This window comes from Amycolatopsis sp. NPDC031561 (genome assembly GCF_055580625.1).
In genome coordinates this window covers 65,103-89,763 of sequence record NZ_JBVILA010000011.1, presented here as the reverse complement: position 1 = coordinate 89,763, position 24,661 = coordinate 65,103, and the positions used below count along the sequence as shown (strand labels likewise).

The following is a 24,661-nucleotide window of genomic DNA, read 5'->3' as shown; positions in this document are numbered from 1 at the left end:
CCACTGACGCAACCCCCGCGCTGTGTCCCACCGAAGGGACCACGACCCCGTCAGGACCCTTCCGAAAGGGCTATTCATGACTGCCCGAATTCGTGCGCTCGTCGTCACGGCCGCCGCGTTGGCCACTATTTCCGGCGTACCCGGAGAATCGATTCAGGCGGCCGCGGCACCGCCCTCTCCCGTCGTTTCGCCCTCTCCCGCCGTTCCGTCCGCCGCCCTGCTCCCGCCGGAGACCGTCCCGCACGCGTCCGCGCGCGACGGCTTCGACCTGGCCGCGGCACTGTCCACGCCGGACCGTGAGGAGAGCCGGATCGACGTCGGCGGCTGCGAGGACGTCGTCCACGGCAGGCTGATCGGCACCGGAGCCACCGGCCAGGGCTTCCAGTCCGCCGTGCCCGGCGGTCAGGTGTCCGAGCTCGTCGCACGCACGGCGAACCCGCCCGACCTGACGGCCTGGGCCGCGCAGGCCGCGCGGTGCTCCCAGGTGACGGTCGACGACGCGGCCGGTACCGCGGTGTCGACCGTCACCGTCCAGCCCGCGCCCGCCGTCGCGGGCGCGAAAACCCTTTCCTACCAACAACTCCTGACGCTTCCCGGTCAGCCCCCCGAGCTGCCGGGACTGCGTCTGCGCACCGTCGCCATCGCCGCCGACGACGTACTGGTCGTGCTTCGTGACGCCGGGACCACCGGCCTCGATCTCGACGCCCTCGCCGTCGCCGCCTGGCAGCACGCCGCCGGACCGCTCGGCCGCTGAACCCCGCACCGACCCCGCCGAACCCCCGGCCGAACCCCGAGGAGACGCCATGTCCCTGGCCCCCGAAAACCTGCCCGCCACGGCCGGCACCACCCTCCCCGCCTGCCTCCGGCATTGGGCGGACGCCGACGGCGACCGGCCCGCGCTGACCTTCGCCGACTTCGCGACCGATCGCGCCGGGCGGCGGAAGACCCTGACCTGGCGGCAACTCCAGGAGCGCGTCGACGCCGTCGCTGGCGCGCTGCCCGTCCGGCCCGGCGACCGGGTGGCCGTGCTGTGCCCGCAGAGCGCCGAGTACGTCGTCGCCTTCCTCGGCGCGATCACGGCGGGCGCGATCGCCGTGCCGCTGTTCGACCCCGGGTTGCCCGGGCACGCCGGACGCCTCGCCGCGGTGCTGACCGACTGCTCCCCCACCGCGGTCGTCACCACCGCCGCGGCCGAGGACGCGGTCCGCGAGTTCCTCGCCGGTCTCCCCGGCGGTGACGAGGTCGCCGTCATCGCGGCCGACCGGCCCGCCGAAGGCCCGGTCCGCGCGTGGCCCGCCCCGGACGCGACACCGGACGACGTGGCGTACCTGCAGTACACCTCCGGCTCCACCCGCAGCCCGGCGGGCGTCGTGCTGACCCACGCGAACGTGCTGGCCAACGTGCGCCAGGCGGTGCACGGGCTCGGCATCGAACCGACGGGGACCACCGTGTCGTGGCTGCCGCTGTTCCACGACATGGGTCTCGTGCTCGGCCTGATCACCCCGCTGGCGATGGGCATGCGGTCGGTGCTGATGGATCCGCTGGCCTTCATCGAACGGCCGGTGCGCTGGCTGGAACTGCTGGGCGACCACAACGGAAGCTGGAGCGCGGCGCCGAACTTCGCGTTCCACTACTCCGCGAGCAGGGTGCGCGAAGAGGACCGTGCCAAGCTGCGCCTCGACCGCGTCGCCGCGATCGTCAACGGCGCGGAGCCGATCAACCCCGACGTACTCGACCGGTTCCACGCCGCCTTCGCCGACTCCGGGTACACGCCGGACAAAACCCGGCCCTCCTACGGCCTCGCCGAGGCGACCGTCTTCGTCACCACCGGCCCCGGAACTCCCCCGCGCGTCACCACGTTCGACCGCGCCGACCTCGGAACGGGTACGGCACGGCAGGCGGACGACGGGCTACGGCTGGTCGCCTGCGGTGTCCCGGTCGGCCAGCACGTCGCGCTGGTCGACCCGGAAACCGGCGTCGCGCTCGAAGACGGTTCGGTCGGCGAGATCTGGGTCCACGGTCCCAACGTCGGCACCGGCTACTGGCAGAAACCCTTGGAAAGCACCGAAACCTTCGGCGCCCGGCTGACCGGCGAACTCGGCGGGCTCCCGGAGGGACCCTGGCTCCGGACCGGGGACCTCGGCGTCCGGTACGACGGCGAGGTCTACATCGCGGGCCGCATCAAGGACCTGCTGATCGTCGACGGCCGCAACCACTACCCGCAGGACGTCGAAGCGACGGCGGCCTCGGCCGACCGCGACATCCGCCCTGGCAGCGTCGCCTCGTTCGCCGTCGCAGGCACCGACACCGAAGCCGCGGTCGTCGTCGCCGAACACCGCGGCCACACCGCGCTGACCACGGACGACGAGCGGGCCCTCGCCGCGTCGATCCGGCGGCTCGTTTCCGACGCGCACGGCCTTTCGCTGCGCGACGTCGTGCTCGTCCCGGCGGGCCTGGTCCCGCGCACCTCCAGCGGCAAGATCGCGCGCAGCGCGTGCCGCGACCGCTACCTCGCCGGCGACTACGGAAAGGCCCTGGCGCGATGAGAAACCCGACGCTCGACACCCCCGCCCTGCGCCGCTGGCTCCTCGGCACCGTCGCCGAGCACACCGGCGTGGACCCGGCCCGGCTCGAAGCCGACCGCCCGCTCAGCGACTACGGCCTGTCCTCCCGTCAGGCCGTCGGCATCGCGGCGGAGCTCGAAGACCTGCTCGGCACCCCGCTCCCGGCCACCCTGCTGTGGGAGAGCCCGACCATCGACCACCTCGCCCGCTCCCTCACCGGCGGCACCGAACCGGAACCGGAGCCGACGGGAACGGACCGCCGACGGACCGATCCGATCGCCGTCGTCGGCCTCGGCTGCCGCTGGCCGGGAGCGAACGGACTCGACGAGTTCTGGGAGCTGCTGCGCAGCGGGCGGGACGCCGTCCGGACCGCGCCGCCGGGCCGATGGACCGCCGACGCCGCACCGGTCGTCGGCGGTTTCCTCGACGACGTCGCCGGTTTCGACGCCGACCACTTCGGCATCACCCCGCGTGAGGCGTCCACAATGGACCCACAGCAGCGGATGCTCCTGGAGGTCGCCTGGGCCGCGCTGGAACACGCCGGGATCGCCCCGGCCTCCTTGCGCGGCAGCCGGACCGGCGTGTTCACCGGGATCTCCACCCACGACTACGGCCACCTCACGATGGCGGGCGGCGGGGTGGACCTGTGGACGGCCACCGGCGCGGCCGGGAGCATCTCGGCCAACCGGCTGTCCTACGTCTACGACCTGCGCGGGCCGAGCATGGCGGTGGACACCGCCTGCTCGTCTTCGCTGGTCGCGGTGCACCACGCGGTGCGAGCGCTGCGCGACGGCGAGGCGGATCTCGCCTTGGCGGGCGGGGTGAACCTCATGCTCCTGCCGGGGCCGACGGCCGCGTTCGCCGCGGCCGGTCTCCTCGCGGACGACGGCCGCTGCAAGACGTTCGCCGCGGACGCCGACGGCATCGCGCGCGCCGAAGGCTGCGGCGTCGTCGTGCTCAAACGGCTGGCGGACGCCGAGTACGACGGCGACCGGGTGCTGGCGGTGATCCGCTCCACCGCGGTCAACTCCGACGGCCGGTCGCAAGGACTGGCGGCGCCGAACCCGATCGCCCAGCAGGACATGCTGCGCACGGCGTACCACGGCGCCCGGCTCGATCCGTCCACTGTGGACTACGTCGAGGCGCACGGCACCGGCACCTTGCTCGGTGACCCGATCGAGGCCCGTTCGCTCGGCGCCGTTCTCGGCAAGGACCGGCCCGCCGAAGCCCCCCTGCTGATCGGCTCGGTGAAGACGAACATCGCGCACGCGGAGGCGGCCGCGGGGATCGCCGGGCTGATCAAGGTCGTCCTCGCGATGACCCACGACGAACTGCCGCCTCAGCTGCACTTCGCCGCACCCAACCCGCACATCCCGTTCGACGACCTGCGCTTGAAGGTGGTGACCGAACCGACGCCGTGGCCACGCCGTTCCGGCCGCGCCACGGCGGGGGTGTCCGCGTTCGGGTTCGGTGGGACCAACGCGCACGTCGTCCTCGAACAGGCCGCCGCGCTGGAGCCGGCACCGGAACGGGCGGACGTCCGGCTCGGGCTGCTCTCCGCCCGCACCCGCGACCGCCTCACCGAACGCGCGACGCAGCTGGCGAACTGGCTGGAGTCCTCGGCCACGCCGTCGCCTTCCCTCGCCGACGTCACCCACACGCTGTTCCGGCGTGACAACGGCGGACCGCACCGTGCCGCCGTCGTCGCCGGGGACACCGCCGAGCTCACGGTTCTGCTGCGCGCCGTCGGCACCGGTGCCGATCCGCTGCCCGCGGGCGCGGTAGCGGGCAGCACCCGGACCACCGACGGGCCGGTGTTCGTGTTCTCCGGTCACGGCTCCCAATGGCCGGGGATGGGCCGCGGGCTCCTAGCCGCCGAGCCCGCCTTCGCCGCACAGGTCGACAAGCTCCACGACCTGTTCACCGAGCACACCGGCCGATCGCTGCGCGCCTTGCTCACCGCCGAAAGTCCCTTGTCCCTCCCCGGAACCCAGACGGCCATCTTCGGGGTCCAGATCGCGCTGGCCGCCCAGTGGGAGGCGCTCGGGGTCCGGCCTTCGGCCGTGATCGGGCACTCGCTGGGCTCCGCGGCCGCCGCCGTGGTGAGCGGTGTGCTCACCCCTGACGAGGCCGTCCACCTGGTCGCGACCCGTGCCCGGCTCCTGGGCACCATCGGCCCTGGCGGCGCGATGGCGGCGGTCGAACTGGCGCCGGAGGAACTGGAGCTGTACCCGGACATCGAACTCGCCGTCGAATCCGCGCCGGGCCAGCTGACCGTGGCCGGGGACGCGACCGTCCTCGACCTGCTCGTCGCCGAGCTCGAGGCCGCCGGGCTGACAGCGCGACGGCTGCCGGTCGAGGTCGCCGGGCACTCCGCCCGGGTCGACCCCGTCCTGCCCGCGCTCCGCGAGGCGCTCGTCGAACTGGGCGGCCGTCGCCCGACGGTCCCTTGGTACGACACGGTTCTGGCCGATCCGCGGGATCTGCCGGACTTCGACGCCGGGTACTGGGCCACGCACCTGCGCCGTCCGGTGCGGTTCCGGCAGGCCGTCGCGGCCGCCGCCGCGGACGGGCACCGCGTGTTCGTCGAGGTGTCACCCCATCCGATCCTGCGGGGTTCGGTGGCGCGGACACTCGAAGCCGAGGGGATCCACGACGCCGTCGTCACCGGGACTCTGCGGCGGGGCCAGGACGAGGTCCGCGCGCTGGGCGCCGCCGCGGCCGAGCTCTACTGCGCGGGTACCCGGATCACCCCCGCCGACCCGGACGACGGTGCCCGCCTGGTCGACGTCCCGCCGATGCCGTGGCGGCACGAACGGCACTGGTACACCACCGACGGGGAGACGCCGTCGTTCGCCGCACGGGTGACCGAACCCGAGCCCGCGCGCGGCGGAGGTGGTGATCGGCTGACCGAGATCGTCGCCGCGGTCATGGGCCTGCGGCCCGAGCGCATCGACGCCGACGTCCCGCTGGTGGAACTCGGACTGGATTCCCTGATGGCGAACCGGATCCGGGAGGCCGTCCGCCGGGAGTTCGGCACCGAACCCGACGCGGTCAGCGTGCTCCGGGGTGCCACTCTCGCCGATCTCAGCCGCGATCTCGCGCCGCGCGATGACGAAGAGCCGCTTCCGGCCCGAGGGCGGGCTTGGGACGCGGCGGACCGCCTCGTCCTGCGTCTCTGGCAGGAGCACGCCGGGGCCGACCCGGGCGGCACGCACGTCCGGCTGACCGAGACCGGCACGCCCGATCGGCTGGCCGAACTGCTCGCCGAGGGGCTCAGTACCGAACTGGCGACCCCCGTCGACGCCGCCGAACTCCTGCGGCACGACTCCCTCGCGGCCATCGCGGACGTCGCCCGCGCCGTCCTCGACACGAGGGAGGAGAAAGGACCGGTGCACGTCCTCGCTCCCGGTGACACCGGCGTCGCGCCGCTGCTGCTGTTCCACCCGGGCGGCAGCACGTGCACCGTGTACCGGCCGCTGCTGGACAGGCTGCCCACCGCGGTGCCGTGCGTCGGCTTCGAACGCGTTCCCGGTGTCAGCATCGAGGAACGCGTCGAACACCTGCTGCCGCTGGTGCGTGCACAACGTCGCGACCGGCCGTACCGCCTGGCGGGCTGGTCCTTCGGCGGGGCGCTGGCCTACGGCGTCGCCGCACGGCTCGCCGAGGAGGGCGAGGAGGTCGAGTTCGTCGCGCTGATCGACACCATGCTTCCGCTCCCGGAACCGGACCTCGACCCGCAGGCGTCGTCCGCCCGGCGATTCCTGCGGTTCACCGGCTATGTCGAGGGGACTTACGGCCGCGAAGTCCGGCTCGGGCACGAGGAACTGGCGCCGTTGCCCGAAGAGGAACAGATCGAGCTGACCATGCGGCGGGTCGCCGAAGCCGGTTTGCTCAGCCCCGGCGTACTCCGGCACCAGCGTCAGTCCTTTTTGGACACGCTGGCGGCCGAACGCGGCACACCCCGCCGCTACGACGGACGGGTCGTGCTCTACCGGGCCGTCGAGCAGTACGCGGCCGGGCTGGCGATGGAACCGAGGTATTCCCGCACGGACCTCGCGGCCGGCTGGGCGGAGCTGTGCCCCGAACTGGAGATCGTGCCGGTCGAGGCGCATCACCTGTCGGTGGTCGACTCGCCTCACGTCGATGTCGTGGCGAGGCATCTGGCGGGACTCCTGTGACCACGGCCCGGGCCGGGCGAGCGGTCGACCGCGCCTGGCCGCTGCTGGCGGTGCTCGGCGCCGGGCTCTTCCTCGTCGCGGTCGACGCGACCGTGCTGCACGTCGCGTTGCCCGACCTCGTCCGGCAGCTGCGGCCGGGCGCGGCGGCGCAGGTGTGGATCGTGGCGATCTACCCCCTGACCGCCGCGCCGCTGCTGCTGCCGTTCGGCACCCTCGGCGACCGGTACGGGCGGCGGCGGGTGCTGGTCACCGGGTACGTCGTGTTCGGGATCGCGTCGCTCGGGTGCGCATTCGCGCCGAACGTCCCGGCGCTGTTGGCTTTTCGCGCCCTCCTCGGCTGCGGCGGCGCGATGATCATGCCGGTGACGATGTCGTTGCTCCGGGAGCTCTTCCCGGAGCAACGACATCGCCGCACCGCGATCGCGGTGTGCAGCGGGATCGCCGGTACCGGCTCGGTGTTCGGGCCGATCCTCGGCGGGGTGCTCGTCGAGACGTGGGGCTGGCGTGCCACGTTCCTGCTGAATCCGCCGGTGATCCTGGCGGCGGTGGTGCTTGCCCTGCGGTGGCTCCCCCGGAATCCGCCGGGGCGGCGGCCGTGGGACGCGACCAGCGCCGCCCTCGCGGCGGGCGGTGTCCTCGGGATCGCTTTCGCCGTCGGGCATCCGGGCTCCTGGACGACGGCCGTCGCCTCGGGCGTCGCGGGTTGTGTCCTCATCGGACTGTTCCTGCGCCGTCAGCGCCGGACCGATCCGCCGCTGCTGGACCTCGCCCTGTTCACCCTGCCGGGTGTACGCGCCGCGGTGGGCGGGGTCCTGCTGGTGATGAGCACGCTGGTCGGGCTCGGGCTGCTGTTCGCCCAATACCTGCAGGTGGTGCTCGGCCTCTCCCCGACGGCGGCGGCGACCCGGCTGCTCCTGGTGCTGGGCGCATCCGCCGTCGGCAGCGTGGTGGCCCCCTCGCTGCTGGGCCGCTTCGGCAACGCTCGCGTCCGCACGGCCGGGTTCGCCGTCACCGCGGTGTCGTTACTGGTCCCGGTGGCGGGATCGGCCGCGCTGACGTCGCCGGTGCTACTCGGCGCCGGCCTGACGGGAATGGGGCTGGGGATGGCGTTCGCGCTCACGTCGAGCACCGACACCCTGCTTTCGGCGACCTCCGCGGACCAGGCAGGCGGCGCCGCGGCGGTGGAGAAGACAGGCTACGAGCTGGGCGCGGGTTTCGGGACCACGTTGTTCGGCTCCCTCGCGGCGGCGGTGTACGCGGCCCACCTGGCGGTTCCGGCCGGGGTGCCCGAACCGGCGCGGCAGCTCGCGCTTTCGGGACCCGCTCAGGCCGAGGCCGCGGTCTCGGCACTTCCGTCGCCGTTGGTCGGCGAACTGCTCGAAGCCTCGCGGGTGGCTTGTACCGCTGGGCTTCAGGTGTCGGCGGGAGTCGCTTGTGGACTGTTCGTCTTGGCGGGCCTCGTGAGTGGTAAGGGCGGTTAGAACGGATCGGTCTCGGAGCTTGCAGCCCCGCTGGCAACGTTGCGAAAGCCACTTTCGTGCCAGGCCGCAATAAACCTCAGGAGTCGCGCGCGTCTCTCGAGTGGCAAAGACGGTTAGAGCCAGGGTGTCTTAGAGGTACCTACTGGATCCTGGATGCGGTGGGCGGTGTCGCGAAAGCCACTTTCGCGACGTCTGATGTCCCGAAAGTGGCTTTCGCGACACCCAGAACGGATAGCGCAGCCCTCACGAGACGCGAAAAGACCCCACCCTCACTCGGATGGGGCCTTCACTGCGGTGGGCGATACTGGGATCGAACCAGTGACCTCTTCGGTGTGAACGAAGCGCTCTCCCCCTGAGCTAATCGCCCGTGGTACGAACTCCGGTTCGCCGGGGAAGCGAACCTGGTGCGCGATACTGGGATTGAACCAGTGACCTCTTCCGTGTCAGGGAAGCGCTCTCCCGCTGAGCTAAACGCGCGTGTGCAGTTGTTCGTACGGGAGCTAGCTTAGCGGACCCGTTTCTGGGCCCGCAAAGGGGTTCCCCTCTCGATCAAAACGCAGGCAGCTCAGGGTTTCGGCAGCCGCGAAGCGACCGAGGCGGCGATCTCCTTCGTCCGGTCGCACGGGCTCCCGCTCCCCTCCCGGGCGAGCAGGCGGACGGCGACGTGCTCGGCCTCGCGGTCCGGCAGCGGACGGTGCTGCCAGGTCACGACGCAGTTCGAGCCGCCGAACTCCCGGATGTCGCCAATGACGCCGGTGCCGAGGTCGACCGGCGAACCCTCGGGCGCGTACGCACCCCGCTGCAACTCGACGGTCAGCATGTCCCCGCCGCCTTGCCACTCGCAGATCCGCAACGTCCGCGGGACGGGCTGCGTGTTGGGCACGTTCTTTGTGAGCACGGCCGGATCCGCGACCGCGCACGGGTCGAGCGGGAGCAGGCTCGCCGGATCGCCGGCGTGATCGACCTCGTGCGTGCGCAACCGGGCGAGGGCGGCGGTCAGCATGTCGTCGGCCGCCTTGCAAGGGTCGCCGTCCTTGCCCGGATGCGAGACGACGACGCCGAGCCGCCGGTCCGCCGGAAGCTGGACGATCGAGTCGCATCCGCCGCTGATCGTGCTGCGCAGCAACGGAAGCCCTTCGGCGGTCCGGTCCGTCCGCTCGACGTTGCTCACGCCGTCGCCGATCCGGATCTCGAAAGACGCGTCGCGGAGACCGCTGTACTTGCAGCGCGCCGGGTAGATCGGACCCGTTTCCGGCTTCAGGGTCCCGAACTCCTGTACGAACCGGCCCGCGAGCACCTTGCACGGATCCACCAGGCGCAGGCGTTCCGGGCTGAGCGCCTCGCTCACCGCCAGCGACGCCGTGCCCGGCGCCTCGGGCTTCGCGTACTCGGCGACGGAGAGGCCGAGCGTGACGATCCCGGAGACCACGAGCAGGACGACCGCGGCGAGCGCGCCGAACAGGAGCTTCTTCGTCCGCGGCGCCATCTTCTTCGGCGGCGGCCGCCAGATCGGCAGCGGCAGGGCCAGCACCGAGCGCACTTCGGCGTCCTGCTGCTGGATTCGGGCATGCACGGCGGGCGGCCAGGGAGCCACGCCGGGCGGCACGGGTCCGAGGTGGTCCAGGATCTGTTCCGGGGTGGGGCGGCGCGCCGGATCCTTGGCCAGGCACGGTTCGGCGAGCCGCCGGATCTCGTCCGGGACGTCGGTGAGGTCCGCGGCGGCGTGCACGACGTTATACAGCGTTTGCGGTGCGGTCGGCCCGGTGAAGGGGCCGCGGCCGGTCGCCGCCATGACCAGGATCGCGCCGAGGGAGAACACGTCACTCGCCCCGGTGACCTGCCCGCTGCCCGCCTGTTCCGGCGACATGAACGCGGGCGACCCGATGATCGCGCCGGTTCCGGTGAGCTCCTGTGCCTCCTCCGCCACCCGCGCGATGCCGAAGTCGATCACCCTGGGCCCGTCGCTCGTCAGGATGACGTTGCTGGGCTTGAGGTCCCGGTGGATCAGCCCGGCACGGTGGATTTCGGTCAGCGCGGCGGCGAGCCCGGACGCCAGCAGGCGTACCGACGCGGCGGGCAGCGGTCCGGCGGCGTCCACCGCCTCCTTCAAGGACGGTCCGGTGACGAAGACCGAGGCGAGCCAGGGCGTTTCCGCCTCCGCGTCGGCGTCCATGACCGCGGCGGTGTACGCGCCGGACACCAGCCTCGAGGTGGCGACCTCGCGCCGGAACCGTTCACGGAAGCGGGGATCGTGCGCGAACTGGGCGTGCAGCTGTTTGACCGCGACGAGCCTGCCGTCCGGGGCCAGGCCGAGCACGACCCGGCCCATGCCGCCTTCACCGATTTCGGCGATGATCCGGTACGGGCCGACCTGCCGGGGTTCGCCGGGGTTCAACGGTTTCACTGATCAACCCTAGGGTTTCGGAAGTTTCTGCAGCAGCGCACCGGCGAAGCCCTTCGCCTTCTCGCAGGCCTCGTCGGCGGTCATCTTCGTTCCGCTGGTGCCGACGGTCAGCTCGACGTTCTCCCCGTCGCGCTCGCTGACGGACCGATGCTGCCAGGTCAGCGAACAGGAGGAACGGGCGACGCCGTCGTCCTTCTTCGCCAGGTACACCGTGGTACCGGCGAGATCCAGGGTGGTGGAACCCGTGTAGTACGAGTCCTTCGTCTGGGACGGCGGGTACGCCCGCACGAGACTCAGCCGGACGCTGCCCGCCGCGTCGTACCGGCATTGGTGCAGGTGCTCACGGATCGTTTCGACGACCGGGCCGATCAGCCGGTCCGTGGTCGCGGCGCCGACCAGCGCGCACGGGTCCAGCGGCGCGAGGGTGCCCGCCGGAAGCTCGCGATCTTGGCCACCGGCCCGGATCCGTTTGACCGCGTCGGTGAGGGCCGCCTTCACCACCGAGCATGCCTCGTCCTTTGTGGACATCGAGTTCACGTCGGCGCTCAGCTTGGTGTTCGGCAGCCCGGCGACCGGGACCGCGACCGCGCACGCGTCACCGGAGCCCTTGATCCGCAACGGAAGTCCCTCGAGCTCGCCACCCGCTTCGCCTTCGATCAGGTCGCCGCCGACCTCCAGCTCCAGCCACTTCCCCGCGGGCGAGGTGTACGTGCACGAGTCGAATTGGAGATCGATCTCCACGCTCAGCTTGCCGAACCCTGGTACGTCGCGCCCTTTGAGGACCTTGCACAGGTCAACCCGCCGCAGGTTGTCCGGTCCGAGCGGATCCTGGTTGACCGGGGTGGCGACCGGTTCGTCCGGCACCTGCGGCGAACTCGGCGCGGCGGCGGCCGGGGGCGGGTCGTCCTTCGACAGCGAGACCGCCGTGATGACGCCACCGGCCAGCAGTACGACGGCGGCCGCGGCGAGTCCCGCGATCAGGCCGCGGCGGGATCGCTTCGGCGGAGGCGGGTTCAGCAGCCGCCGGACCTCGGCTTGCTGGGTCTCGATGAGGTGTGAGACCACCGGCGGCCACGGGCTGGTCATCGGCGGGATCGGCCCCAGCCGTTCCAGCACCCACGCCGGGGGCGGCCGGTCCGCCGGGTTCTTCGCCAGACACGGCTCGACGATCTGACGGAGCTCCGGAGCCAGATGCCGCAGGTCGGGCTGGACGTGCACGACGTTGTAGAGGGTGTGCGGAGTGGACGTCCCGGTGAAGGGATTCGTCCCGGTCGCGGCCATCACGAGGAGCGCGCCCAACGAGAACATGTCGCTCGCCGGGGTCAGCGGCTTGCCCTCGGCCTGCTCCGGCGACATGAATCCGGGCGAGCCGATCACCGCGCCGGTGTGCGTGAGCTCCGAGTCGCCCTCGACGGCACGGGCGATCCCGAAGTCGATCACCCGGGGGCCGTCTCCGGCGAGGATGACGTTGCTCGGTTTCAGGTCGCGGTGGATCAGCCCCGCGCGGTGGATGTCGCCGAGCGCCAGCGCGAGTCCCGCGGCGAGATGCCGGACCGCCATCGGCGGCAGCGGGCCGCCGGCGGCGACCGCTTCGGACAGTGCCGGTCCCGGCACGAAAACCGAGGCCAGCCACGGTGTCGGCGCGTGCGGATCGGCGTCCATCACCGGGGCGGTGTAGGCGCCGGACACCAGCCGCGACGTCGCGACCTCGCGGCGGAACCGCTCGCGGAAGCCGGGGTCGTGCGCGAAGCCGGGGTGGACCTGCTTGATCGCGACCAGGCGTCCGTCGGAGGAGATCCCGAGCAGCACCCGGCCCATCCCGCCTTCTCCGAGCGCGGCGAACACCCGGTAGCGCCCCACGCCGGTGGGTTCGCCGGTGTTCAACGGCTTCACGAAGGCCCCCTTGTCAGGGGCGATGGTACAAAACCACCCGGAAGTGTCACGCAGCCCGTCGGTCCGCCCGGCCGAAGTCCTTGAGACGAAGGCTGTTGGAGACGACCAGCACGGACGACAGCGACATCGCCGCCCCGGCGATCAGCGGGTTCAGCAGTCCCAGCGCGGCCAGCGGGATGGCGGCGACGTTGTAGCCGAACGCCCAGGCCAGGTTCCCCCGGATGATGCGCAGGGTCCGGTCGGCGAGCCGGATGGCGTCGGGGACCACGCGCAGGTCTTCGCGGACCAGCACGACGTCGGCCGACCGGATCGCGATGTCACTGCCCCGCGCCATCGCCATGCCGAGATCCGCGGTGGCCAGCGCCGGGCCGTCGTTGATCCCGTCGCCGACCATCGCGACCCGCGCTCCCCCGGCCCGCAGTTCGTCGATGACCTCGGCCTTCTCGGCGGGCAAGACACCGGCCCGCACGTCGGAGATGCCGACCTCGTCCGCGACCACGCGGGCGGCGGCTTCGTTGTCGCCGGTCAGCAGCACGGTCCGCAGGCCGAGCGCGTGCAGGGCGTCGACCGCGGCCCTCGCCGACGGCTTCACGACGTCCCGGATCACCAGATGCCCGGCGACCCGGCCGTCGACCGCGGCCAGGATCACCGTCGCGCCTTCGTGCTCGGCCTCCGTCAACGCGTCGACGACGTCGGCCGGGACGGCGACCTGCCGACCGGTCAGCAGCCGGAGGTTGCCGACGAGGACCTCGTGGCCGTCGACCACGCCGCGCGCGCCGAGTCCCGGCAGCGCGGCGAAGCCCTCGACCTCGGGCAGTTCCGGCAGTTCGGCCCTGGCCGCGGTCACGACGGCGGCCGCGATCGCGTGTTCGGAGCCGGCCTCGACGGCCCCGGCGAACCGCAGGACCTCCGCGGCGACGAAACCATAGGCGGGGCGGCATCCGGTCACCGTCATCTTCCCGGTGGTCACCGTGCCGGTCTTGTCCAGCACCACGGTGTCGACCGTGCGGCTCGCCTCGAGTGCGTCGGGCCCCTTGATGAGAATGCCCAGCTGGGCGCCCCTGCCGACCCCCGCCATGAGCGCGGTCGGCGTGGCCAGCCCGAGCGCGCACGGGCAAGCGATGATGAGGACGGCGACGGCCGCCGCGAAACCGTCGCGAGCGGGCGCGCCACTGAACAGCCACACCGCGAGCGTCAGCACGGCCACGCCGAGCACGGCGGGGACGAACACCGAGCAGATCCGGTCGACCAGGCGTTGCACGGCGGCCTTGCGGGCCTGCGCGCGCTCCGCCAGCGCCGTCATCTGGGCAAGCTGCGTGTGCGCGCCGACCGCGGTCGCGCGGACGACCAGCCTGCCGTCCCGGTTCACCGAAGCGCCGATGACCCGGTCCCCCGCGCCGACCTCCGCGGGCACCGGCTCGCCGGTCACCGCGCTGACATCCACAGTGGACAGTCCACTGTCGACGACGCCGTCGGCGGCGATCGACTCCCCCGGCTTCACCACGAACAGGTCCCCGGCGGCGAGTTCCCCGATCGGGACCATCCGCTCGGTTCCGTCCCGCAGCACCCGGACGTCCTTGGCGGCCAAGGCGTCCAGCGCCGCCAGGAGCCCGGCGGCGCCGCGCCGGGACCGGCTTTCGAAGTACCGGCCCGCCAGCAGGAAGGTGGTCACCCCGGCGGCGACGTCGAGGTAGATCGCGTCCGCTCCGGCCGCGGTCGAGCCGAAGCCGATCCAGTACCCGGGTTCGGCGCCGCCCGCGAAGGCGGACCAAGCCGACCACGCGAACGACGAGAGCACTCCCAGCGACACGAGAGTGTCCATACTGGACGAACGATGCCGGAGATTCCTCAGCGTGGCGCGATGGAACGGCAGCGCGGACCAGAACACCACCGGAACGGCCAGGACGAGGCACAGCAGCTCCCAGCCGGGGAACCGCAGTCGCGGCACCAGGGCGAGGGTGATCGAGAGGTTCCCCAGCGGGATCGCCAGCAGAGCGGCGACGACCAGCCGACGGCGGAGATCGCGAACCCGCGCGAAACCGGTGTCCGGATCCTCTTCCCCGCGGATCTCGGCCGTGTAACCGGATTTGCGGACCCGCTCGATGAGCACTTCGTCGGCCAGCGTTTCGGGCACCTGGACGGTGGCGCGCTCGGTCGCGTAGTTCACCGACGCGCGGACACCGTCCAGTTTGTTCAGGGTGCGTTCGACCCGTGCCGAACAGGCGGCGCAGGTCATCCCCGACACGGTCAGCTCCACCGTGCGGACGGTGGCCTCCGGCGCGGAAATCGTCATTCGTGGCACTCCCAGGGATTCACCAGTGGTTCCTTGGTGGTGGAACAGGTGTCCCGTGAGGTGTCGCGAGGCAGATTACCGCCGCCGGGAACCGGACCCGCGTCCGGCCCGACTAGTGCGATGGTGGTGAGAACAGAGGTCCCTGGTCTCGTGAGTGGTAAGGACGGTCGGTGTTCCCAATGTCGCATTCGAGTCGCTGAGCGTCTCAGATGCGACATTGGAAACACCACCAGCTGGGGTGGGCGCACGAGGCAGGAAGTCAGGACTTGCGCGGCGTGAGCACGAGATCGAACGTGTTGCCGTCGCCCTGGACGAACGAGCTCAAGTACTGGGTGAACGCGCCGCAGCCGGTGAGCGGCGCCAGCGAGTAGGTGCCGGCGAGGGCGCCGCCGGCCGCCATGGTGAAACCGTCACCGGTGCGCAGTTCCGCGGTCGACGGAGCCGACGTCCGGCACCCCGGCCCGCTGCTGACCGGCATGCCGATGAGCGTGACGAGCGGGAGGACGGTGGTGAACCGGGGCCGCGCGACGAAGCCGGTCCCGGCGAAGTCGCCGCCCTGCGGTCCGTCCGCGACGAACTCCAGATCGGCCGTGCCCGGCAGAAAGCCGAACAGCCGGAAGTCTGCGTGTGCCTTTTCGAACGCCGGGCCGCCGGTGAAGACCGTCGCCGACGTGGCGCTGAGGTCGAATCCACCGGTCAGCGGCGCGGTGGCGCCCAGTGCCTTGACGCCGGTCTTCCCGGCGACCGTGTACTGGCGCCCGGTCGGGGTCGAGCCGAGGTCGAAGGAGAGCAGGACCGGGTCCTGGCCGGGGTCGAGCGTGCAGTCCGAGGTGAACGAACCGATGCCGGTGAACGAGCCGTCGGCCTTCTTCGGGGTCAGGCGGGTGGTGAAGTCGCCGACCGTCAGAGTCGTCTTACCCGGCTTCGCGAGCGTCACCGTCGGCACGGAGCCCGTCGCCACCGTGCTGAAGGTGCCGGACGGCGGCAGGTCGGTCTTGGCGACGTTCAGCGGGATGCGCACCGGGAAGGGGTTCGCGTCGCCGTTGACCAGCGTGACGCCCGCCGCCGCGGTGCCTTCGATGGTGGCGGCGCCGACGAGGTTGAGCCCGCGCGTCGCCTTGTCCGGCACGTTCACGGTGATCGTCAGCCCTGAGGTGCTGAGCGTGCCGCCGGGAGCGGTCGGGACCTCGAAGTCGGCCTTGATGTTCACGTCGAGCTTCTGCAGCCCGATCAGCGGGAACGGGCAGGTGAACGACAGTTTCTTGTCCACGGGGGTGCCGGCCGCCGCGCTGCGGACGGCGACGAAGAGCAGGCAGCCGGCGGTGAGCAGGACGATGAGGCCCGCCGCGAGCAGCATCCGGACATTGATGCGAAGGGGCATGGTCGCCTTCCTGGACGGCCTGGGACGGCACCGGTCCCCGCCGCGGATCGCGACGGGGACCGGCTTGCCTGGCTACTTCTTGGTGAGGTTCAGATCGAGCGTGTTGCCGTCGCTCTTGGCGAACGCACTGATGAAGTCGTTCAACTGACCGCAGTTCTGCAGCGCCGACAGCGAGTAGGTACCCGACAGCTTCCCGCCCTTGAGCAGGTCGAAGTCCGGACCGGTGGTCATCACGCTGGTGGACGGGCTGACCGTGCCGCACTTCGGGTCACTGCTGATGGGAATCCCGAAGACCTGCACGCTCGGCAGGAACACGTTGAACTTGATGTTCGCCTTGAACCCGGTGCCGATGAGCTCACCGGTCTGCTTGCCTACCTGCTCGACCTTGATGTCCGAACGACCGTCGACGAACCCGAACAGCTTGAACTGGGTGGACGACGGGTCGAGCTTCAGATCGCCGGTGAAGGTCTTCGAAGCCAGGTCGACGTCCGCGTCGAAGCCGCCGTTGATCGGCGCGGTGCTGCCGAGCGACTTCAGCGCGGTCTGACCCTTGATGCCGAACGCGTACTTGATCCCGCCGCCACCGGGGGTGGTGGTCGTAGTGGGCGTGGTCGGCGTCGTGGGGGTCGTGGGTGTGGTCGGCGTCGTGGGGGTGGTGGGCGTGGTGGTGCCACCACCGTCACCGATCTTGATCGTCGCCAGGGTGTTGTTCTGGCCCGGATCCTGCGTGCACGGCGCGTCGATCGTGCCGTCCGGCGTGATGCCGGTGACCGAACCGTCGGCCTTGCGCGGGGTGACCTTCAGTTGCAGGTCACCCACGGTGATCTTCGCCTCGCCGGGCTGGTTGAAGGTCAGCGAGGGGGTCTTGCCCGCCGCGTTGATCGTCATTTCGCCCGAGGTGGGGATGTTCTGCTTGGCGATGTCGTTGGGCACCTTGACCGGCAGGTTGAGCCCGGGCGCCGCGACGTTCGCCGCCGCGATGGCCTGGCCGTCCAGCGTGGTCGCACCGATCAGGTTGAGCCCGCTGACCGTGTCCGCGTTGATCGTGGAGACGGCCTTGATGTCGAACGTGCCGGTCGGCTGACCGGTCTTGACCGACAGCGGAAGATCGGTGTTGATCACCACCTTCAACGACTGCGACCCCACGAGCGGCAGGTTGCAGTGGTAGTTGAGAGGCAGCGAAATGGGATCGGCGACACTGGACTGTGCCCCGACCACGAGTACCGCGGTGGCAAGCCCCACGGCACCGGCAGCGGCGGCGGCGACCGCCTTCTTTGTTCCTCTACGGTGACTCACGATCGTCCTTCCGTGGTATCAACGATGATACGAAACGGCGTACAATTCCCCAGAGCACTGAAATATCGGCCCGAGAGAATTCTCCGGGTAGCGACGATGTCTGACGGATCGCAACCGAACAGTAAACTAACGACGCCCCCGCACCGCTATCAAGGGCTTCTCCGGAAAAGTTGACGCGTCGCCGGTAAATTGTCACGCTGGCACGGTGCACCCACCCGGTTCCTAGTAGCGACACATGGGTTTCCCCAGTACAGAGCCACTTGAGACGGGATTCGAAACCGCTGACGCGGGTGACAAGCACGCGGCGCGAAACTATCTCGCGCATGCCAATCACCTTTTCCCGGCTCCGCCTCGCTTGCCTGACGTAATCCTTCGTGAGTAACCTCGCGGTTCAACAAGCCGGTCACCGCCGACCACCGCGGATTCCCGCTCCTCGTGCCACGGCCGGCCCTTTTTCGCCGAATTCGACGGGGAAACCATGAAAAGAATGCGCCGCACGGCAGCGCGAATCGCGTTCGCCACCGTCTCAGCGACCGCCGCGGCGGTCCTGCTGACCGCCTGCGGGTCCGACGAGCCCGCCGACACCGGGCGGCACGCCGACCCCGCCGCGCTCGCCTGGGTGGACAAGGTGTGCTCCGGAGTCGCGACGGGCTCGGCGAAGCTGTCCCAGCCGCCCGCGTTCGACCCCGCCGATCCGCAGGTGACGAAGTCCGCGATGGTGGGCTTCCTGAACTCGCTCTCCGCCGCCCTCGACGACATGGCTGGCGGGATCCGGAACGCCGGTGTACCGCCGGTCCCGGATGGACAGTCCGCTGTGGACAAGGCCACCACCACGCTCGGCGAGACCAAGACGAAGGTGGCCGCCACGCTCACGAAGATGCAGGGCGCGACGGTCACCGACCAGGCGAGCCTGCAGAAGGTGGTCGCCGAAGCCGACACCACGATGAGCGGGCTGAGCGAGCCGGAAGGCCCGATCAAGCACCTGCGCGCCAACCCGGAACTGAACCTCGCCTTCGCCGAATCCCCGACCTGCCGCCAGGTCTACGGCAACGTCTGAACCCGTCCCGCACTCTGGAGGCCCGGCCGTGCCGATCTCGTTCCCCCGCCCGTCCCGCCGGACACTCGCCGCCGTACTGGCGATCGTCCTGTCCGCCGGTCTGCTGACCGTGCTGAGCGGGAGCCCGGCGAACTCCGCCGCCCCCACGGCGTCCGACGACTCGTTCTACACCCCGCCGTCCCCGCTCCCGGCGGGCAAACCGGGTGACATCATCCGCTCACGCGTCTCGAAAGCCGGACCGCGTAAGGATTCCGTCAACGCGTGGCAGGTGATGTACCTGTCGACGGACGCCCTCGGGCGGCCCGACGCGGTGACCGGGACGGTGCTGGTGCCGAAGAACGCCGACCCGGCGAAGGCGCCGATCGTCTCGTTCGCCGCCGGTACGCAGGGTCCGGCGTTCGACTGCGCGCCGTCGAAGATGGTCGACATCGGCGCGTTCTACGAGCAGTCGGGGCTCGACGACGCGCTCGACGCCGGATACGCCGTCGCGCTGACCGATTACGAGGGCTATCGCCAGGATCCGAAGACGACGTACGTGGTCGGGCGTTCGGAAGGCCCTGCGGTGATCGACGCGGTCCGCGCCGCGCAACGACTGCCGGAAGCCAAGCTGTCCACCGGCGCCAAGGTGCTCTTCCGCGGGTATTCGCAGGGTGGCGGGGCGGCCGCCTGGGCGGGCGAACTGCAGCCCTCGTACGCCCCGGAGCTGAACCTCGTCGGCGTCGCGGCGGGCGGTGTGCCCGCCGACCTCGTCCAGGTCACGCTGCAACTCGACGGGAAGCAGGGTTTCGGCGTCTTCGCCTACGCTCTCCTCGGCCTGGACAAGGCGTACCCCGAGTTGAAGCTGGACTCCTTCCTCAGCGACAACGGCCGCGTGAAACTGGCGGAGATGCAGAAGAGCGCGTGCACGTTCGAACTGCTCACCACCTACGCGAACCAGCGGATCTCGGACTACACGACCAGCGCCGGTTACGTCCGGCCGGAGTGGGTGAAGCGGCTCAACGAGAACAAGCTCGGCGGCACACCCCCCAAGGTCCCGGTATTCCTCTACCACGCGACGCAGGACCAGCTCGTGCAGTTCGCCCAGGCCGACGCGCTGCACAAGGCCTACTGCGCCGCCGGGGTCAAGACGACCTGGAAAACCTTCGAGACCGATCACATCACGGCGGTCTACACCGGCAACGCCGACGTGCTCGCCTTCCTCAAGGACCGGGTCGCGGGCACCCCGGCGACGTCGAACTGCTGAGCCCGCGGTGCTCAGAACCGCCCCAGCGTCCTTTGTGGACGACGCGGCGCACGGCGGTGCGCGGACCGGCAAGCGGCGTGAGCTGCTCCGGTTCGCCACCGTCGGCCTCGCCGCGTTCGGCCTCACCCTCGGGACCAACTACGGGCTGAAACTCACCGTCCTGCAAGCCAAACCGGTCACGGCGCTGGCCATCGCGACCGTCGTGGCGACGGCCTTCGCGTACCTTCTTTCCCGCCGCTGGGCGTTCCACACCCGCGGCGGCAGGCGCAGGCTGCACGAGGCGGCGTTGTTCTTCGCCGTCAACGCGATCGCCGTGACGATCAACCTGTGCCCGCCCCTGATCTCGCGTTACGTCCTGCGTTTCGAGGTCCCCGAGGTCGGTTTCCTGGCGCAGGAGATCGCCGACTTCGTCAGCGGGATGCTGCTGGGCACCGCTGCGGGTTCGGCGTTCCGCTGGTGGGGCTACCGCCGCTGGGTGTTCCCGGTGGCGGGAGCCCGTCAGTGCCTACGGACTCAGACGTCGGCGGGCCTCAATCGTTCCGCGCGCAGCGCGAGTTCGATCCGCAGCCGCTGATCCGGATCGTCCAGCCGTTCGCCGAACAACTCCGTGAGCCGCCGCAGGCGGGCCCGCACCGTCTGCGGGTGCACGGCGAGCTGCCGGGCGATCTCGGGCGCGCTCCCCCGCGTCTGCACCTGCGTGAGCAGGGTCGCCGCCAGCTCGTCGTGCTGCCGCGGCGCCAGTCCCGACAACGGCTCCAGCGCCTCGACAGCCAGCTGATCCAGCAGGAACTCGTCGGCGAGCAGCAGCAACGTGGTGATGTGCTCCTCGCACCACAGCACCGGGCCGACCGTGGTGATCATCCCCCGCTGGGCCAGTTCGGACGCGCGGCGCGCGATCCGGAACGACTCGGCGGCCTGTGCCGTCGGGACGGACACGCCCACCGTCGCCGACCAACCGGAAGGCAGCTCCCGCAGGCCGCCGAGATCGGCTTCGGGACACGCCACGAGCGCTCCGGGCGCGTCGGAGACGAGATCCGCGGGCACCCCCGAGGGCAACAGTCCCGAAGGGAACGCGGGCGCCCCGGGAGCCGCGCTGAAGACGACCGCGGTGATCCGCTGCGGGATGCGCCAGCCGATCGCGACGGCGAGCGCGCCGGCGTCGGCCTGGGTGTATCCCGCGCCGCCGGTCAGCAGCCGGAACAACCTGGCCCGCTGCTCCGCGGGCCCGGTCGCCTCGGCCTGCGCGGCGTTGTAGCCCTCGGTCAGCGCCATCGTCACCTCGACGACGTCGCCGAACAGGCATTCGGCCGCGCCGTAGAGCACGTCACCCGAAAGCTGGAGCTGACGGCCCGCCGCGGCGATCGAACGCCACAGCACCCGGCTCGAGACCCTGAACGCGGCCTGCGCGGCCTCGCGGCTGAGTCCTTGATGGAACGCGATCCTGCCCTGGGCACGGAAGTCCGCCAGCAGGTCGTTCTGCAGCAGTTCGGGGACGCCGACCCGGTCGATGGCGCGTTCGATGCTGCGCCGGGTCAGCTCGACGGCCGCGGCACGGGCGTCGCTGTCGCTGAAGACTTCGGCGCATTCGGCGATTTCGGACATCACGCCTTCGACGCAGTACCGGGCGATCGCCGGGATCCGCGGCCGGACGGCGTCACCGAGTTCCCTCGGCAGGCGTGCCCACAACGAACCAACGGGCTGCCAGCTCACGTGTGCGTTCTCCAGCTGTGAAGTAGGCCGACGATTACGGGCACCAATTCCCTTTCGTCCGCGCGCCACCGGCGCACTCGAATGCACGGAGCGTAGAACCGGCGCCACATCCGTGTCAAAAGCCGCCACACCGAAACGCCCATCCGTGTCACCGACGCGGCGCGCCGCGACTTTCCGTCGCCAATTCAACGTCACATTCGTGGTACACGCAGTCGGCCGATCCAGTAGAAACACTCCCGGCACCCGGTCCGTCGATCCGACGCGGTTGTGCAAAGGGATTCATGTTCCCGTCCCCGGTTCGAAGAAAATCAAAGGGTGGTCTTCGTGGTCGAGTACCGCAGTTTCGGCATGCTGGCGACGTTGCCGCGTTCGCTCGGCGAAGAACTGCGTCCGTATGTCGGTCACGCCGCGGCGGCCATGATCAAGCAGGTGCAGCGGTCGGTCAGCGCGTATTCGCTGCCGTTGCGCGGTGTCTTCGGCCGGGTCCTGGTCGTCTCCTGCGAGCGGGCGGTGCAGCACTACGTCGACTGCATCGGCGATCCGGACGTCGCCCACGACCGCTGGATCGAGTTCTACCGCCTGCGCGGGCGGACCGAGTTCGCCGAGGGCCGCGGCCTGGAACCGTTGCACGACAGCGCGACGGTCGGCGCCCGGGCGGCCTGGCGGGCGATGCGGCCCATCGTGCGCGGACTCCGCGTCGGCCCCGACGTCATCGCGCTCGCGGCGGAGTCGGTCTTCGTCTACGTCGACGAACTGTGCGCCACGACGATCGAGGGCTACCAGGAAGCGGAAGCCAAGGCGGCGGGGGCGATCCCGCTCCGGCGCCGCCGCCTGCTCGAACTGATCTCACAGGCCCCGGAAGGGTCCGCGTGCAGCATCGCGAGCCTGGCCAACGGCGCCGGATGGCGGGTTCCGGAGACCGCGGCCATGGTCGCGCTCCAGCGCACCCCGGGTGCCCCCGCCTTTCCCGCCCATCTCCTGGACGGCACCGTGCTGCACGACCTCGACAGCACCGAGCCGTACCTGCTCACCGCGGATCCCGACACCGATCTCGCGCCGCTGAAGGACGGGATGGACGGCTGGCGCGCGGCGGTCTCCCCGGTCGTACCGCTCACCGACTCCCCCGCCGCCCTCCGCACCGCTCGCCGCGCACTACTGCTGACCAGCGAAGACGCCCCCGGCCCGATCGTCTGGTGCCGGGATCACCTCGCCACGCTGTGGCTGCTCGCCGAGGACTTCCTCGGGGCCGAGCTCGCCAAGCAGAGCCTCGACCCGTTCAGCTCACTGAGCGAGAAACAACAGGCGCGACTCAGCGAAACCCTGCTGGCATGGCTGGAAACCCGCGGTGGGGCACCGGATATCGCGCAACGGCTGGGAGTGCACCCGCAGACCGTGCGGAACCGCCTTCGGCAGCTGGAAGACCTGTTCGGCGACCGCCTCAAGGACGCGGACGACCGGCTGGGCATGCACCTCGCGCTGCGCGCGCAGCGACTTATGCGGGCCCTCCGCCCCGACGAAGGGGAACCAGGGAGCTGACGCGCCGGACCCGCCGTTCCGACGGCCGCACGGTGGGGAGCACCCAGCGCAGGCCCCGGCGGGCGCGCTTCGCCCTCGGCTGATCGATGTGGAAGTCCGCCCGGCAGGCCATCGTTTTTTCTCCCCGTGGTGACGGGTGTTTACCGACGCTTTCCTGAATACCGGGACGGCGGGAGATTGTCGATGCGAAACAGCCCCACCGTCACGGTTTTAGCATCCGGCTCGGGGTGCGCCCCGGAATTCTTGTCATCCGGGTCGTCATTACCGGACGTGTCCGGCGACACGCTGACGCACCAGCCGTTCTACCCGTTATTTTGACGCCTGACAACGGAAAGGCGGGACATGGCCCTCCAAACGCGCACACTGACCCTGCACGGCCAGGAAATCCGGTTGCGGGAATACCTGCCGTCCACAAAGGACTTCGCGGGCGAGCCGCTCGTGCTGCTGCACGGGATCTCCGGCAGCGGTGAGACCTGGGTGCCGTTGCTCGACCACTTCGAGCGGACCGGGTTCGACCGCCGCGTTCTCGTCCCCGACCTTCCGGGACACGGCGATTCGGGCTCGCCACGGGCCGACTACGGCCTCGGCGCGATGGCCAGTGTGGTCCGTGACGTCCTCGCGCTCACCGGCAACCGCCACGCGACCATCGCCGGGCACTCCCTCGGCGGCGGGATCGCGATGCAGTTCGCGTACCAGTTCCCCGAGATGTGCGCCCGGCTGGTGCTCGTGGGCAGCGCCGGGCTCGGCCCGCAGGTCACCCCGGTCCTGCGCGCGACGGCGCTGCCGGGGGCCAAGGCGACGCTGTCGGCCGCCGTCAACCCGGTCACCGTCGCGATCGCCCGCGGGATCGCCGCCGCCTGCCGCAAGCTCGGCGGGAAGCTCTCCCCCGAGACCAGGGAGCTGACCCGCCACCTCGCGTCGCTGGCCGATCCGGGCAGGCGGCGGGCGTTCCTGTTCATCGCGCGCAGCCTGATCGACCTCCGCGGCCAGCGCGCGAGCGCCGTCGACAAGCTCTACCTCGCCCGGGAGGTGCCGACGCTGGTCGTCTGGGGCGCGCACGATCCGCTCATCCCGGTCGGCCACGGCCGGAAGACCAGCGAACTGCTGCCGGATAGCCGCTTGACGGTGTTCGAAAATGCGAAACACTTTCCACATGTGGCCGATCCGGCCCGGTTCGGCGGCGAGATCGAACGCTTCCTCGCCGAGACCGCACCCGCCCGGTTGAGCCTGGACGAGGTCGTCGAGGTGCTCCTCCGCGCCAGCGAGGCGGCGGAGGCGCTCGAAAAGGCCCCGGAAAAGTTGTCACCCGGACCCCATCTGAGGCCCGCCTAAGTGTCACCCGCCGCCGGATCGGACCACCCGTTCGGGTGTAGTCCATCCAGGTGGCCGATCAAGGCCCCGCCAGCCGTTGACAGTCCTCTCGGCCGGATTTTATGTTGCGTGAGCCACAAAATCTGGATCGGCTTCACCGTTGAAGAGGCTGATTTTGTTGCCAGCAAGGATAAAAAACATGACCGACTTGGATACCGGGTTCTCGCGGCACGATCTGCGGTCCGCACGGCCTGACCCCGACGTGCGTAACCCCGCCACCCCGCACCGCCAGCCACCGGGTCCGGTCCAGC

15 protein-coding genes and 2 tRNA genes are annotated in these 24,661 nt (G+C 70.8%); 9 read left to right on the top strand and 8 right to left on the bottom strand.

Annotation, left to right across the window (positions count from 1 at the left end; all coding sequences use genetic code 11):
* Positions 1 to 76 precede the first annotated feature (76 nt).
* The 4 genes from ACZ5IK_RS22630 to ACZ5IK_RS22615 are packed head-to-tail and all read left to right on the top strand — an operon-like array spanning position 77 to position 8,226.
* Positions 77 to 754: a hypothetical protein gene (locus ACZ5IK_RS22630; protein WP_465489451.1), complete on the top strand. Its 678-nt coding sequence runs from the start codon at positions 77 to 79 to the stop codon at positions 752 to 754.
* A 49-nt stretch (positions 755 to 803) separates the two neighbouring features.
* Positions 804 to 2,546 carry a fatty acyl-AMP ligase gene (locus ACZ5IK_RS22625; protein WP_465489450.1) on the top strand — a complete coding sequence of 581 codons (1,743 nt, stop codon included), beginning with the start codon at positions 804 to 806 and terminating at the stop codon, positions 2,544 to 2,546.
* On the top strand, positions 2,543 to 6,745 hold the full coding sequence (locus tag ACZ5IK_RS22620; RefSeq protein ID WP_465489449.1) for a beta-ketoacyl synthase N-terminal-like domain-containing protein: 4,203 nt from the start codon (positions 2,543 to 2,545) through the stop codon (positions 6,743 to 6,745). Before ACZ5IK_RS22625 ends, ACZ5IK_RS22620 begins: the two co-directional genes overlap by 4 nt.
* Positions 6,742 to 8,226 (top strand): MFS transporter, encoded by a 1,485-nt coding sequence (locus ACZ5IK_RS22615; protein ID WP_465489448.1) that lies wholly within the window; start codon positions 6,742 to 6,744, stop codon positions 8,224 to 8,226. Before ACZ5IK_RS22620 ends, ACZ5IK_RS22615 begins: the two co-directional genes overlap by 4 nt.
* 295 nt (positions 8,227 to 8,521) lie before the next feature.
* Here ACZ5IK_RS22615 and ACZ5IK_RS22610 read toward each other — a convergent pair.
* The 7 genes from ACZ5IK_RS22610 to ACZ5IK_RS22580 form a co-directional block, all read right to left on the bottom strand.
* A tRNA-Val gene (locus tag ACZ5IK_RS22610) sits at positions 8,522 to 8,593 on the bottom strand.
* A 35-nt stretch (positions 8,594 to 8,628) separates the two neighbouring features.
* Positions 8,629 to 8,703, bottom strand: a tRNA-Val gene (locus ACZ5IK_RS22605).
* An 88-nt stretch (positions 8,704 to 8,791) separates the two neighbouring features.
* A complete protein-coding gene (locus tag ACZ5IK_RS22600) occupies positions 8,792 to 10,630 on the bottom strand; it encodes a serine/threonine-protein kinase (protein ID WP_465489447.1) in 1,839 nt (612 codons plus the stop codon).
* 9 nt (positions 10,631 to 10,639) lie between these two features.
* Positions 10,640 to 12,523, bottom strand: a complete 1,884-nt coding sequence (locus tag ACZ5IK_RS22595; RefSeq protein ID WP_465489446.1) for a serine/threonine-protein kinase — start codon at positions 12,521 to 12,523, stop codon at positions 10,640 to 10,642.
* 46 nt (positions 12,524 to 12,569) lie between these two features.
* A complete protein-coding gene (locus ACZ5IK_RS22590) occupies positions 12,570 to 14,816 on the bottom strand; it encodes a heavy metal translocating P-type ATPase (protein ID WP_465489445.1) in 2,247 nt (748 codons plus the stop codon).
* Between the two features lie 259 nt (positions 14,817 to 15,075).
* The gene (locus ACZ5IK_RS22585; protein WP_465489444.1) at positions 15,076 to 16,197 is read right to left on the bottom strand and encodes a DUF6801 domain-containing protein; all 1,122 of its coding nucleotides are present in this window, start codon (positions 16,195 to 16,197) and stop codon (positions 15,076 to 15,078) included.
* Positions 16,198 to 16,269: 72 nt separating this feature from the next.
* Positions 16,270 to 17,493: a DUF6801 domain-containing protein gene (locus ACZ5IK_RS22580; RefSeq protein WP_465489443.1), complete on the bottom strand. Its 1,224-nt coding sequence runs from the start codon at positions 17,491 to 17,493 to the stop codon at positions 16,270 to 16,272.
* Between the two features lie 487 nt (positions 17,494 to 17,980).
* On the opposite strand from ACZ5IK_RS22580, the gene ACZ5IK_RS22575 reads away from it, so the two are divergent.
* Genes ACZ5IK_RS22575 through ACZ5IK_RS22565 form a run of 3 tightly spaced genes read left to right on the top strand, consistent with a single transcriptional unit; the run spans position 17,981 to position 20,367 of the window.
* Entirely contained in the window at positions 17,981 to 18,550 is a 570-nt protein-coding gene (locus ACZ5IK_RS22575) for a hypothetical protein (protein ID WP_465489442.1), read from the top strand.
* Positions 18,551 to 18,578: 28 nt separating this feature from the next.
* On the top strand, positions 18,579 to 19,793 hold the full coding sequence (locus ACZ5IK_RS22570; protein ID WP_465489441.1) for a lipase family protein: 1,215 nt from the start codon (positions 18,579 to 18,581) through the stop codon (positions 19,791 to 19,793).
* A gap of 7 nt (positions 19,794 to 19,800) precedes the next feature.
* Positions 19,801 to 20,367 (top strand): GtrA family protein, encoded by a 567-nt coding sequence (locus tag ACZ5IK_RS22565; RefSeq protein ID WP_465489440.1) that lies wholly within the window; start codon positions 19,801 to 19,803, stop codon positions 20,365 to 20,367.
* Here ACZ5IK_RS22565 and ACZ5IK_RS22560 read toward each other — a convergent pair.
* Entirely contained in the window at positions 20,307 to 21,503 is a 1,197-nt protein-coding gene (locus ACZ5IK_RS22560; RefSeq protein ID WP_410605145.1) for a PucR family transcriptional regulator, read from the bottom strand. The two genes, ACZ5IK_RS22565 and ACZ5IK_RS22560, sit on opposite strands and share 61 nt — an antisense overlap.
* Before the next feature lie 315 nt (positions 21,504 to 21,818).
* Here ACZ5IK_RS22560 and ACZ5IK_RS22555 point away from each other — a divergent pair, with 315 nt between their 5' ends.
* Together ACZ5IK_RS22555 and ACZ5IK_RS22550 are read left to right on the top strand one after the other, a co-directional pair.
* Complete coding sequence (locus ACZ5IK_RS22555; protein WP_465489439.1) at positions 21,819 to 23,039, top strand: PucR-like N-terminal domain-containing protein; 1,221 nt, start codon at positions 21,819 to 21,821, stop codon at positions 23,037 to 23,039.
* A gap of 342 nt (positions 23,040 to 23,381) precedes the next feature.
* Positions 23,382 to 24,371 carry an alpha/beta fold hydrolase gene (locus ACZ5IK_RS22550; protein WP_465489438.1) on the top strand — a complete coding sequence of 330 codons (990 nt, stop codon included), beginning with the start codon at positions 23,382 to 23,384 and terminating at the stop codon, positions 24,369 to 24,371.
* The last annotated feature ends 290 nt before the right edge of the window (positions 24,372 to 24,661 follow it).

Coding starts and splice junctions, on each gene's coding strand:
- ACZ5IK_RS22630 (WP_465489451.1), top strand. CDS start 77: ATGACTGCCCGAATTCGTGCGCTCGTCGTCACGGCCGCCGCGTTGGCC.
- ACZ5IK_RS22625 (WP_465489450.1), top strand. CDS start 804: ATGTCCCTGGCCCCCGAAAACCTGCCCGCCACGGCCGGCACCACCCTC.
- ACZ5IK_RS22620 (WP_465489449.1), top strand. CDS start 2,543: ATGAGAAACCCGACGCTCGACACCCCCGCCCTGCGCCGCTGGCTCCTC.
- ACZ5IK_RS22590 (WP_465489445.1), bottom strand. CDS start 14,816: ATGACGATTTCCGCGCCGGAGGCCACCGTCCGCACGGTGGAGCTGACC.
- ACZ5IK_RS22585 (WP_465489444.1), bottom strand. CDS start 16,197: ATGCCCCTTCGCATCAATGTCCGGATGCTGCTCGCGGCGGGCCTCATC.
- ACZ5IK_RS22575 (WP_465489442.1), top strand. CDS start 17,981: ATGCGCCGCACGGCAGCGCGAATCGCGTTCGCCACCGTCTCAGCGACC.
- ACZ5IK_RS22550 (WP_465489438.1), top strand. CDS start 23,382: ATGGCCCTCCAAACGCGCACACTGACCCTGCACGGCCAGGAAATCCGG.